This window comes from Paenibacillus sp. MABNR03 (genome assembly GCF_050455445.1).
Lineage (GTDB): Bacteria > Bacillota > Bacilli > Paenibacillales > Paenibacillaceae > Paenibacillus > Paenibacillus xylanilyticus.
This window is the reverse complement of record NZ_JBCIYR010000001.1, coordinates 62,522-73,798: the sequence shown is the minus strand read 5'-3', so window position 1 is coordinate 73,798 and position 11,277 is coordinate 62,522. Positions and strand designations below refer to the sequence as shown.

The following is an 11,277-nucleotide window of genomic DNA, read 5'->3' as shown; positions in this document are numbered from 1 at the left end:
GGATTACGCATTGTCTATATGTTTAAGTGACCTAACTCTGTCATCTATGGTGACCTGATTCAGCAAACACTTCCATTCTGTATGGTCTACCCATTCTCCATTTTGTAAAAAAAATCCTGCTTCTGTCACACTTGGGCTGTTCCCCAAAAATAAAGCTTCCCTGCTCTCCTCTTCTCCACGAACGCCCGGTTCTGACATGCATACGATATAGCACGCCTTAGGACTAAGGTGGAAGGAGGCATGTGATGTGAATATTCAATTGGTACCGCTGCATTATGTATATTTGGCTTTTATCGTGCTCATCGTTGCCGTCATGATCCGGCGCCGGGATACCACGATCATCTGTGTTGCCGGTGTTTTGACGATCGGATTACTGGCAACAGAGACGTTAAGTGGTGCGGTGTCAGGAATCTTTAATAGTTTTGTCTATGCCGCAAAAGAACTGCTCAGCACGATCTTTATTATCTCGATCATTGTAGCCATGAGTCGGGTGCTGATTCGCACAGGTATTAATGAAGTGATGGTCGCACCGTTAACCCGATTTATTCGTTCACCACAGGTGGCTTATTGGGGAATTGGGCTCATCATGATGACTGTCTCCCTGTTTTTTTGGCCTTCGCCTGCGGTGGCTCTGGTTGGGGCCGTCTTGCTTCCGGTAGCGGTTCGTGTAGGACTTCCGCCCATCGGGGCTGCCATTGCGATGAACCTCTTCGGGCACGGTATCGCACTCTCGGGGGACTATATCATTCAAGGGGCTCCCAAATTGACTGCTGATGCAGCCGGTCTTCCGGTTACCTCCGTTATGACGGCCAGTATTCCTCTCGTACTCGTCATGGGTGTGGTATCCACAGTGACGGCCTTCTGGATGCTGCGAAACGAGATGAAGACTGGAGTGTCAGCTCCGGTTCGCCATCCAGTTCCAGGTGATTCGTTAAACGGTCTTACTTCTCCAAGTGAAGCTCTGCCAGGAGCCGGAATTGCACCAATTGAACAACGTCAAGCCATACCGATACGATTACAAAAGGCATTTGCTTTAATTATACCGTTGCTATTCGCAGTGGATGTCATTTTGATGTTTGTTCTCCAGCTTCAGGGCGGGGATGCTACAGCCCTGATCGGTGGCACGGCGGTATTGATTCTGATCGCGGTCACCCTCGCTGCACATCGGCATGATGGGCCTGAAGAAACAACGAATTATTTAATCGAGGGGTTTCAGTTCGGATTCAAAGTGTTTGGTCCGGTGATACCAATTGCAGCCTTCTTTTACCTGGGGGACGCAGCCATTACCGAATTATTCAGTCATCCTCTGCCTGATGGTTCACACGGCATAGTTAACGACCTGGGCGTTGCCCTTGCGGGATTAGTCCCTTTGAATGACACGGTTGGTGCGATAACGATGACCTTGACCGGAGCGGTCACAGGAATGGATGGTTCGGGGTTTTCGGGTATATCGCTGGTTGGCTCCATCGCCTCGATGTTTGCTGGAACAGCTGATTCTGCGCCCGTATTAACAGCACTCGGTCAGGTGGCTGCCATCTGGGTTGGTGGAGGTACCTTAATCCCTTGGGCTCTGATTCCGGCAGCTGCCATCTGCGGGGTCAGTCCATTTGAACTGGCACGCCGCAACCTGAAGCCGGTACTGCTGGGATTGACGGTCACAACCATTGTAGCGATCTTTCTAATTTGATAAGTGCATTCCTTTAACTGTTTTTTTGGAAAGAAGTTTGCTGCCGGGCCCAGTTCCACAGCTTATTCCGACTCCACCCCGCCAAACGCAGCAGCTCCATATAAGGATCTCCATGCAATCCCAGCACTGCGGCAAAGGCCGGCTCTGTCTTCAATCCTTCCTGTTTCAGTCTGCGGATCTGAGCATGCCCTTCAGCACCCCAGAGCTGCAACAACTCCCACTCTACGAGCATATGAAGGTAAGCATTCTGACTGATGACCTGTATCGATTGGGCGAAAACCTCCACAGGCCAATCCTCAACTTGAAAGGAACAGGTCACATAAGCATGTCCATCAGCCAGCCCTGCTCCGCGTTGGCAGGAGAAATGCGACATCCCGCTATACTGCTGCGTCACCAATCTTTCAAATGCGTCCAGGTCTGCAGCTTCACACAATATATCGAGATCACTGCCCGGAATGTCCACATCTATGGGAACAGTTCCGGCCGGATAAGGTGTGTATTCATTCAAAATGGAGAACAATTCACTCTGCAGGAGCACCCGGTGGGCTTCCCGCTGGCGTTTGTTTCCCGATTCCAGATGTGCCATAACCTCTGCTGCCGTCTTCATGTCACAGCCTCGGGCATCGAATCACTCTGCCGCTCCTGTAATGACGTGTTTTACACGTCCAACCTGTCCACTTGTCAAGCGAACTTTAATGCCATGGGGATGTGTAGGGGATTTGGTCAGCAAATCCTTAACGATACCCCTTGTCAGCTTGCCTGTAGGCTGATCCTGCTTCAGTACAATATCTACCTCCAGGCCAGGTTTAATGTTTACTCGTTGTTGTCCGTTCATAAACAGTCCTTCTCCTTCCTCTTGCAACGTCATCCATTCAGCTAAAGGTTCAACAAAGCTTCATCTATTGTAGACCTTTTGGATTCAAAACGAAAGCCATGTCCGCTGCTTGAAAACGTGCAAACCTTATTTCGGGTCTGCATCAGGGTCGGATGACTTGTTCTTCATCTCTCTCAATGCAGATCGATAAACCTCATCTGCACTTTTTTCAACATCATTCGATTCCGTTACGGCTGGTTCCTCTTCAGATTCAGATTGTGTGCGGAAATGAAGCAAAGCCTGGCGGTATGCATTATCGTTGCCTTTCGTTTCATTTCCCTGATCCCGGACTGGATGGCTCGCCTCCATCCTGGATTCTTGCAGTGCAGGCTCTGTCTCTTCCGGATCGCCATGTTCCGAATAATCCACCGAATGGAGTGACTCTACAGTTTCTACGTCTTGCTGCTCTTCTTCCTGTAGAAGGACAGGCTCTTGATCTGCCGCAGCAGTTTGGGCAGCCCTTGCTTCTGCTGCTCTGCGGGTCGATTTCGAGTTAAAGATCATCAGAAAAATAACCCCGATTACAACAATTACTGCCAATATAATCAACATGTAAGCATCCTCCTTGTCATCGCCTGTGGGCAACATATCAATATATTGGTTCCCCAATCTGCGAATTATATTTCATGTTGTTTCGTATAGAGCAGCCGAGTACCGGGAATGCTCCAAACAGGATTGTCAGCAGAAGAACATTTTAGGAGGAATGATCCACATGAACTCACGTGCCATATTGATCAATATCATTGTCATTCTGGTGATATTGGGGGCAGGCGCCGCAGGCATTTACTATTACAACCAGTCCACCAGCTATGTCAAAACGGATAATGCCTCCGTCACTGGTCAGCCCGTATCCGTCGCTTCCACCGTTAGCGGTGAACTTCAAACCTGGAAAGGCAAAGTAGGCACTTCGTTTAATGAAGGGGATACAGTCGGAACTGTCTCCGCAGGCGGAAAATCCACTCCGATTACAATGCCTGTTGGCGGTACCATTGTACAGGCCACCGCTGTGGAGAATTCACTGGTTTCCGCCGGGAATCCACTGGCTAGAGCATATGACTTTGATAACTTGTATGTTACCGCGAACGTGGAAGAAACCGTCATCGACAAAATCAAAAGCGGACAGATTGTTGACGTGTACATTGATGCTTTTCCAGATACCACACTAACAGGCAAGGTCGATACGATTGGACTCGCTACGGCTTCATCCTTTTCCCTGTTGCCGTCCTCCAATACCAACGCCAATTACACCAAGGTTACACAGGTCATTCCGATCACCATTACGATTGAGGGTTACAAAGGTCTGGGCGTGGTACCAGGCATGAGCGCCACTGTGCGCGTTCATATATAAGGTCAGCCGATGGATAATCAATTGCCGCTCGGAAGAACCATTGCCGTCCTGCTGCTCGGCGCCTTTATTGCCATTCTGAATCAAACCTTGCTCAATGTGGCGATCCCCCATCTGATGAATGACTTCAACGTCTCGGCAACAACCGTACAATGGCTGTCAACGGCCTATCTGCTTGTCAATGGTGTGCTCATCCCCATTACGGCCTATCTGATTGAGTCATTCGGGACCCGCAAACTGTTCATCATAGCAATGCTGCTGTTCACCGTGGGTTCTGCCATCTGCGCGATCAGTCCTGGATTTACGGTCATGCTGATTGGACGTATTGTACAGGCCAGCGGTGCGGGAATTATTATGCCGCTCGTGATGAACGTATTTCTAACGGTCTTCCCTCCAGAGAAAAGAGGGACAGCCATGGGGACGATGGGAATCGCCATGATGTTTGCTCCAGCGATTGGTCCTACCTTGTCCGGCTGGATCGTGGAGCACTACACATGGCGCATTCTGTTCTATATGGTCATACCGCTGGCCTTGCTCGATATCCTGTTTGCCTTTCTTTGGCTAAGAAATGTATCCAAGCTCAGTTCTCCCAAATTCGATGCGTATGGTGCTCTCTTTTCAACAATCGGATTCGGATTTCTTCTCTATGGATTCAGCTCTGCAGGAGACAAGGGGTGGAGCAGCGCAATTGTACTGCTGACCTTGATCATCGGTATTCTCTTCATTACGTTCTTCGTACTCCGTGAAACCGCAATGAAGTATCCCCTGCTGGAGTTTCGTGTGTTTAAATACGATATTTTTACCATTTCCACGCTGGTCAGTGCCACCATCAACATGGCACTTTTTGGAGGCATGTTGTTACTCCCGATCTATTTGCAAAATATAAGGGGATTCTCCCCCCTGCAATCCGGGCTGTTGCTGCTGCCAGGTGCATTGCTCATGGGTGTCATGTCCCCGATCTCGGGAGCTCTGTTCGACCGGATCGGCTCTCGACCCCTGGCCATTGTGGGCTTGCTGATTACAGCATTCTCCACCTTTGAATTCAGTAAATTAACCGGGGAAACGCCCTATGGTCACATTATGATACTGTATACACTCCGCAGCTTCGGCATGTCCATGCTGATGATGTCCGTGCAGACCGAGGGGTTAAACCAGCTTCCCCCTCATCTGACCAGTCATGGTACTGCGATGTCCAACACCATCAGGCAGGTAGCTGGCTCAATTGGAACAGCCTTGCTGATTACCGTTATGGCTACTCGGTCGGGCATTCATCTGGCTGACTACGGGAACACGGTAACTACAACCAATGTACCCCTGACTGAACAAGTCGGTCTGCTGGGTACGGAAATGGCAGCCATCGCAGGCATGCCACCTGAACAAGGTTCAAGTCTGGCATTGCAGCAGCTCTACGGCATCGCTGTCCAGACCTCGACGATTGAAGGCATTAATGATGCCTTTATTGTCGCCACCTGGATTTCCATTATTGGTTTGATCCTGTCACTGTTTCTGCGCCGGGCACGCTCCCGTCCCCGTCCGGTGAAGACAGAACAGTAAACGGCCCGGCCCTTGAACATAACTAAAAACCGCAGGTTTCTCATTTGAGAACCTGCGGTTTTTAATTAGCCTACTGCTGTTGTTTCAAGGATGACACGCCGTCCTTGGCAGCTTCTTTGGCCTTTACTGCAAGCAGATCGGATACCGTTACGAAGCGGTATCCCTCTTGCTGGAGTTTGGGCAAAATTATTTTTAGTGCATCCGCCGTCTGGGATTTTCCTTCCACCTTGTCATGAAACAGAACAATATCCCCGTTGCGGGCATTTTTCAGCACTTTGCTCGTGATGGCTGTCACTCCAGGAGAAGCCCAATCACGTGTATCCTGATGCCAGGACCACAGTACAATGGTATAGCCTTTTCGTTTCGCGGCCTCAATGACCATATCATTGTAAAATCCTCCGGGTGGCCTGAACAACAGCGGGCGTTGTACACCTGCATCAATAATAGACTGCTCTGCGGCCGTCATATCCTGCGTATACTTGTCCTGCACTGTAGATCTGACAGCATAAGTATGGGCATAGGTATGATTCGCTACTTCGTGCCCTTCCTGCTGTTCCTGCACGATCAGTTCAGGGTATTTCTCTGCCCATTTACCCAATACGAAAAAAGTGCCTTTGGCTTGATACTGCTTAAGCAGAGCCAGAATCTGCGGGGTCTGCACCGGGTCCGGACCATCGTCAAAGGTTAACGCAATGAGCTTGTCATGTGTAGGTACCTCCCATACAATCTCTCCCCGTTCCTCGTAGTATTGACGGTTCTTCTGAACAGGCTTCGCATAGGCGGAACTGGTGCCGAGCATGAGAATCAGGGTAAATAATCCGATCGTTCGGGCTGCCTTCAGGTTCATGTTTATGTCCTCTCTTTGTCGTTAAACGTAAACTCCCTGTTAGCATTTCCCGAATTGCCGGAACTATTTAACGGAAAATCTGGTCAATCACTGCGATCTCCTCAGCAGACAGCTTCACATCCAAGGTTTTCAGATTATTGATGACCTGTTCCGGTTTCTTCGCTCCCGGAATGAGCGCATCAATCGAAGGCTGAGTCAGGTACCAGGCCAGAACCAAATGTGCAACCTCCGCATTTTTGGACTCGGCAATGCTGCGAAGCTGCTCCACTTTGTCCAGGTTGCGGATAAAGTTTTCTCCCGTGAACAGCGGGTTTTTCGCCCGTCCATCCTGGAATGTCGTATCCCGATTATATTTGCCACCCAGCAGCCCGGCTGCCAGAGGGAAGTATGGAACAAAAGAAATTTCATGTTCTGCCGTGTACGGAAGCAGTTCTTTCTCGGCCTCTCGTTTGAACAGATTGTATTCGGATTGCAGCACATCCACGTATCCATCCCGATTCGCTTCGCGCAGCTGTTCAAGAGAAAAGTTGGAAACCCCAATGGCGCGGATTTTTCCTTCGTCCTTCAACCGCTTCAGCGCGCCTACTGCTTCATCTTTCGGTGTGTGTTCATCCGGAAAATGAATGTAGAACAAGTCAATGTAATCGGTCTGCAAACGTTTCAAGGCTTCATCGACAGATGCTTTCAGGAAAGCAGGCGAATTATCGTGTACTACGCTGCCATCCACGAATTTGTGGGATGCTTTCGTTGCAATGATGGTCTGCTCCCGCTGCCCTGTTTCTTTCAGCACTTCGCCAATTAATCGCTCTGAATGTTCAGGTCCATAGATGAAGGCTGTATCCACAAAGTTAATGCCTTGCTTCAGCGACGCACGAACCACTTCCTTGCCTGTTTCATCATTCAGCATATCAGGATAGATATTATGTCCTCCTACTGCATTTGCACCCAATCCGATCGGGTTAACGATCAATTCGGTTTTCCCCAAGCGAGTCTGTTGTTCTGCCATGTCTCATCCATCTCCTTTTCCCGAGCTGTAAATAAGTACAACCATAAAAAGTAGTGTATCTGACGATCAACATATTATATCAAAACCATATACACATTTAAAATATCGGATTTATCGGCTTAGCTGTTTTTCAACACAGTCGCTTCAACATCATTGATAAACCGCCGTAGTTTCGCAGCCACATCACGATTAATCTCCCCATTCTCATACAACTGCTGCACCGTGTTGCGCTGCTCCTGAATGGCGACCATCTGCAACTCGAGCTTCTCCTGATTGAACGGATCTTCAGTCTTGCCCTGATTCCAACTCCTAAGTCTGGCGATGACCCGCTCATACTTCGCAATAACTGACAGTGCCACGGGCCGGTTACCATCATTCATATGAGCACGAATTGCTTTGATTGCCGCTTCAGAGGTACGCAGTTTAACCTGACGGAACAGATCCGCATTCTCAATCATAAAAGGCTGGTCCGGTTTCTCGGTACGATTCGTAAATAGATGTCCAAGCACACGTCCAATTTCACTGATCGAGAACATCATTTGGGTATTGGTGCGATTTGCCAGCATCATTTCCTTGCGGTCCAACCAGCTGTTACATTTGAACGCGGCTTCAGAAGCTATTACGTTCTCATCCAGCATATTTTCAATTTCCCTGCGTTCCGCTCGTGTACCAATCAGGTTAATGGCAGTTTCCTGCTTCAAAATGTCTTTGCGTTTACCCGCAGTCAGCTGCCCTGCAGCCTGCCTGATGTATTTGGACAAATCGGAAACTACAGCGAGCGCAGCGGCTTTGTTCTCGTCGGTCATCTCGGACTTGACTGCCCGGATGGCAGCATTCAGCATAATGTCCTGTGCTTTACGTTCTGTCGTTTGCTGCGATCCATCCGTTGTCTTCTCATCATTCTTGGCCAGCACAGGTAGAAACACGCTTGCAGCAATTAAGGTAAACAGGATGACTCCGGCTGCCAGGAAAATAATCAAATCCCGTTCGGGAAAAGGAGATCCGTCCTGAAGCACATAAGGAATGGAGAAAGCACCCGCAAGGGTTACGGCTCCTCTTACACCTGACAGGGAGATAATCGATATTTCTTGCAGTCTCGGCTTACCTATCGGTGACTTTTTGCGGAACCATTCATTCCCTTGCCAGAACAGATATATCCAGACAAAACGAAGCAATAGCAACAACAAGGAAATCAGTCCGACATAACCCAAAACCTGCAGATTATTAAACGATACATTCACAAAGATTGTGCTCAACACATCCGGAATCTGTACCCCCAGAATGACAAAAACCAATCCATTCAGAATAAATAAAATAACCGACCACGTGCTTGCAGAAACCACCTGCATCTTCAGCTGAACCGATTCAGTGCGGTCACGTTCAATGGCATGGATGATACCTCCTGCCACAACAGCCAAAATGCCTGAAACCCCAATCTCTTCACTCACCAGATAAATAACGAATGGTGTCAAAATTTGCAGCAGCATATGAATGGTCACATCTTCCATACCAAGACGCCGGATCCAGACACCCAGCCGAATGAGCAGAAAGGATAATACTGCACCAACCAGCAATCCCCCAATCGCAATAATCAGAAAGCTGAATGATGCCTCCGCCAGAGAAAACACGCCTGTTACGGTTGCAGCAATCGCAAATTTGAATGCAACCAGACCGGATGCATCATTCATCAATGCTTCTCCCTCAAGAAGTCTATGTATGCTTTTGGGCAGATGTACACGCCCTGCCATGGCACCAACCGCTACCGCATCTGTCGGAGACAGGATGGCTGCAAGGGCAAAAGCAGCAGGCAGCGGAATAGTCGGTATGAGCCAGTGAATGGCGTAGCCTGCCACGACCACCGTAACAAAGACAAGTCCCAGCGCCAGCAGTAGAATGGGAGCCCTCAGGTTCCACAATTCATGCCTTGGCGTTCGTTTGCCATCGTTATATAACAAAGGAGCTATAAAGAGCACAAAAAACAGTTCCGGGTTCAGCGGCAGATGTACCCCTGCAGGAAGAAGCGCAATCGCAACCCCCAGGGCAATCTGAATAAGCGGAACCGGAATGAAAGGTACAAATCGGTTCAGGATGTTCGACAACCCGATAAGCACCAGCAATACAAGTACCGCTATAAACAGTTCCATGATGATAATCCCTTTCGCTATTGATGTGATAAAGCCAATCGGAGTAGTCTTATTTTAACATATATCCGGTTTTGTTATAAAAATGTTGTCATATTCATTACCCTGCAAGTGAAGTCAAGAATAGCGCAGATTGAAGAAATTCGGTTTGAATCTGTTTATAAGATGTTACAATATGCTCATGACAATACCCGATTGGAAAGGAACTTGGTATCTATGGCGTTTGGCATTAATCGGCAGGAGTTGTCAGAATGGAAAGATCGCGTATCAAACGGCGAGCTTGCCTATCTTACTCATTTCTGGATAGATCCGCGTTTTCCCGGCATTACTAGTGTGACCAAAGTAGGCTGCTCGAATCTGGAACGTCTTGAACAATGGTGTTTTGAACACGGACTTGATCCTCGCTACATTCATCGGCGCGAACCTTTCCCTCATTTCGACTTGCTTGGGCAAAAGCAAAAAGTAATACTGATGGAGGCCGGATTGACTGAACATATTCAGCGTTTCCATCTGTGACAACCCTGCTTGAAAAGAAAAACGTCAGTCGTCAATGTTCCGTCCCATTAATGGGAAGAACCTTGACTTCTGACGCTTCAAACCGATTATATTCAACGATGTGTTTGTTCCAATGCTTTCATTTTCTCCAGCAGCTTCAGTTCAATTTTCTTAAGCATCCCTACCATCTGCTGCTGCTCTTCTTCCGTAAGCGCTTGTAGTAATTCCCACGTCATGCGTCCACGGTTGGCATTCAAGGTTCGGGCGAGCTGCTCTCCATCCTCTGTCAGGGACAGCCAGACAATTCTCCGATCCTCTTCACTGCGTACCCGCTGGATCAACCCTTCACTCTCCAGTTGGTTTAAGACAATCGTGGTAGCTCCAGATGATAAACTGAGCTGTCTTGCCACATCGACAGCCATACAGCGCTGTTCCCTTAAAATCATGCCCAATATATGACTCTTAGTCGGATTCAGTTTGCAGTTTGTCTCCGTCTTCTGCTGCTGATCCAATACTTTATTCTTATATCTGAAGAAGGCCTCCAACAATTGATCAACGTTTGCCAATTGTGAGTTTTGCTCCGTATCCGGACTCATAACGTTCCTCCTGCCTTTCATCATAACCTACCTTACATTGTAACATATTTGCACTTTTTTGTTTGTGAAAAATGCGCTTGCTTCATATTCTTGTACCTGTTTGTAAAATTCATGCTTATTTTCACGTTTCATGTGACAAGCTACCTTATAGCATGATGATTGAACCATTAGAAGGAGGTCATGAAGCTTGAACATTTATATTGTTTTCGACAGCGAGGGCGGACATACACAAGCGCTGGCTGAGGCGATTGCAGCTGGAGCAGCCAGTGTGCACGGAGCAACCGTACATCTCCACTCCACTGAAGAAGCCGATGTATACAAACTGGTGGAGATGGATGCCATCATATGGGGTTGTCCGGGTCATTTTGGTTCGATTAGCTCTGGACTGAAGAAGTGGATTGATAAACTGGGATACCTCTGGGCTGAAGGTAAACTGGTGGATAAGGTAGGTGCCGTTTTCTGTACGATTGCCACCGAACATGGGGGTCTTGAATCGGCACTGCTGCATCTGCTGACCCCCATGCTGCATCAGGGAATGATTATAACCGGACTGCCAGGGAACTTTGCCGACAACGCCTTGTATGGTTCATATTATGGTGTCGGTGTTACCTGTCCGGTAGATAGTGACGTTCTGCTAAGTGATCAGGGTATAGCTCTTGGCAGAGCACTGGGTGAGCGTGTCGCCCGGATCACCAATCGCCTGATTACCTGACAACCGTTTCATTTGACTGA

At 48.5% G+C, this 11,277-nt stretch carries 12 protein-coding genes; 5 read left to right on the top strand and 7 right to left on the bottom strand.

Going from position 1 to position 11,277, the window contains the following annotated elements; translation table 11 throughout:
- The first annotated feature begins 247 nt into the window (after nucleotides 1-247).
- On the top strand, nucleotides 248-1,687 hold the full coding sequence (locus AAIH57_RS00270; RefSeq protein WP_430020214.1) for a hypothetical protein: 1,440 nt from the start codon (nucleotides 248-250) through the stop codon (nucleotides 1,685-1,687).
- Nucleotides 1,688-1,700: 13 nt separating this feature from the next.
- On the opposite strand, the gene AAIH57_RS00265 is transcribed toward AAIH57_RS00270, so the two are convergent.
- The 3 genes from AAIH57_RS00265 to AAIH57_RS00255 form a co-directional block, all read right to left on the bottom strand.
- The gene (locus tag AAIH57_RS00265; RefSeq protein ID WP_430020213.1) at nucleotides 1,701-2,294 is read right to left on the bottom strand and encodes a DUF4269 domain-containing protein; all 594 of its coding nucleotides are present in this window, start codon (nucleotides 2,292-2,294) and stop codon (nucleotides 1,701-1,703) included.
- A gap of 21 nt (nucleotides 2,295-2,315) precedes the next feature.
- Nucleotides 2,316-2,522, bottom strand: a complete 207-nt coding sequence (locus AAIH57_RS00260; protein ID WP_175399810.1) for a YwbE family protein — start codon at nucleotides 2,520-2,522, stop codon at nucleotides 2,316-2,318.
- A 126-nt stretch (nucleotides 2,523-2,648) separates the two neighbouring features.
- Complete coding sequence (locus AAIH57_RS00255; RefSeq protein ID WP_430020212.1) at nucleotides 2,649-3,113, bottom strand: hypothetical protein; 465 nt, start codon at nucleotides 3,111-3,113, stop codon at nucleotides 2,649-2,651.
- Nucleotides 3,114-3,273: 160 nt separating this feature from the next.
- Here AAIH57_RS00255 and AAIH57_RS00250 point away from each other — a divergent pair, with 160 nt between their 5' ends.
- Together AAIH57_RS00250 and AAIH57_RS00245 are read left to right on the top strand one after the other, a co-directional pair.
- Nucleotides 3,274-3,909: an efflux RND transporter periplasmic adaptor subunit gene (locus AAIH57_RS00250; RefSeq protein ID WP_175399808.1), complete on the top strand. Its 636-nt coding sequence runs from the start codon at nucleotides 3,274-3,276 to the stop codon at nucleotides 3,907-3,909.
- A 9-nt stretch (nucleotides 3,910-3,918) separates the two neighbouring features.
- Nucleotides 3,919-5,460, top strand: a complete 1,542-nt coding sequence (locus AAIH57_RS00245) for a DHA2 family efflux MFS transporter permease subunit (protein WP_430020211.1) — start codon at nucleotides 3,919-3,921, stop codon at nucleotides 5,458-5,460.
- Nucleotides 5,461-5,530: 70 nt separating this feature from the next.
- Here the strand turns inward: AAIH57_RS00245 and AAIH57_RS00240 are convergent, their stop codons facing one another.
- The 3 genes from AAIH57_RS00240 to AAIH57_RS00230 all read right to left on the bottom strand — a co-directional run bounded on the left by AAIH57_RS00240 (nucleotide 5,531) and on the right by AAIH57_RS00230 (nucleotide 9,457).
- Entirely contained in the window at nucleotides 5,531-6,307 is a 777-nt protein-coding gene (locus AAIH57_RS00240) for a polysaccharide deacetylase family protein (RefSeq protein ID WP_430020210.1), read from the bottom strand.
- A gap of 67 nt (nucleotides 6,308-6,374) precedes the next feature.
- Nucleotides 6,375-7,313 (bottom strand): aldo/keto reductase, encoded by a 939-nt coding sequence (locus AAIH57_RS00235; protein WP_430020209.1) that lies wholly within the window; start codon nucleotides 7,311-7,313, stop codon nucleotides 6,375-6,377.
- A 119-nt stretch (nucleotides 7,314-7,432) separates the two neighbouring features.
- Nucleotides 7,433-9,457, bottom strand: coding sequence for a Na+/H+ antiporter (locus AAIH57_RS00230; RefSeq protein ID WP_430020208.1), 2,025 nt, complete (start codon nucleotides 9,455-9,457; stop codon nucleotides 7,433-7,435).
- A gap of 213 nt (nucleotides 9,458-9,670) precedes the next feature.
- On the opposite strand from AAIH57_RS00230, the gene AAIH57_RS00225 reads away from it, so the two are divergent.
- Nucleotides 9,671-9,970 (top strand): hypothetical protein, encoded by a 300-nt coding sequence (locus AAIH57_RS00225; protein ID WP_175399803.1) that lies wholly within the window; start codon nucleotides 9,671-9,673, stop codon nucleotides 9,968-9,970.
- 92 nt (nucleotides 9,971-10,062) lie between these two features.
- Here AAIH57_RS00225 and AAIH57_RS00220 read toward each other — a convergent pair whose 3' ends face one another.
- Entirely contained in the window at nucleotides 10,063-10,545 is a 483-nt protein-coding gene (locus tag AAIH57_RS00220; protein ID WP_175399802.1) for a MarR family winged helix-turn-helix transcriptional regulator, read from the bottom strand.
- Nucleotides 10,546-10,732: 187 nt separating this feature from the next.
- Here AAIH57_RS00220 and AAIH57_RS00215 point away from each other — a divergent pair, with 187 nt between their 5' ends.
- Nucleotides 10,733-11,257, top strand: coding sequence for an NAD(P)H-dependent oxidoreductase (locus AAIH57_RS00215; protein WP_175399801.1), 525 nt, complete (start codon nucleotides 10,733-10,735; stop codon nucleotides 11,255-11,257).
- Nucleotides 11,258-11,277 lie beyond the last annotated feature (20 nt).

Bases quoted from the DNA above. Each gene is read 5' to 3' on its own strand.
- AAIH57_RS00225 (WP_175399803.1), top strand. From the start codon at position 9,671: ATGGCGTTTGGCATTAATCGGCAGGAGTTGTCAGAATGGAAAGATCGC.
- AAIH57_RS00255 (WP_430020212.1), bottom strand. From the start codon at position 3,113: ATGTTGATTATATTGGCAGTAATTGTTGTAATCGGGGTTATTTTTCTG.
- AAIH57_RS00220 (WP_175399802.1), bottom strand. From the start codon at position 10,545: ATGAGTCCGGATACGGAGCAAAACTCACAATTGGCAAACGTTGATCAA.
- AAIH57_RS00240 (WP_430020210.1), bottom strand. From the start codon at position 6,307: ATGAACCTGAAGGCAGCCCGAACGATCGGATTATTTACCCTGATTCTC.
- AAIH57_RS00245 (WP_430020211.1), top strand. From the start codon at position 3,919: ATGGATAATCAATTGCCGCTCGGAAGAACCATTGCCGTCCTGCTGCTC.
- AAIH57_RS00260 (WP_175399810.1), bottom strand. From the start codon at position 2,522: ATGAACGGACAACAACGAGTAAACATTAAACCTGGCCTGGAGGTAGAT.
- AAIH57_RS00265 (WP_430020213.1), bottom strand. From the start codon at position 2,294: ATGAAGACGGCAGCAGAGGTTATGGCACATCTGGAATCGGGAAACAAA.
- AAIH57_RS00230 (WP_430020208.1), bottom strand. From the start codon at position 9,457: ATGGAACTGTTTATAGCGGTACTTGTATTGCTGGTGCTTATCGGGTTG.
- AAIH57_RS00235 (WP_430020209.1), bottom strand. From the start codon at position 7,313: ATGGCAGAACAACAGACTCGCTTGGGGAAAACCGAATTGATCGTTAAC.
- AAIH57_RS00250 (WP_175399808.1), top strand. From the start codon at position 3,274: ATGAACTCACGTGCCATATTGATCAATATCATTGTCATTCTGGTGATA.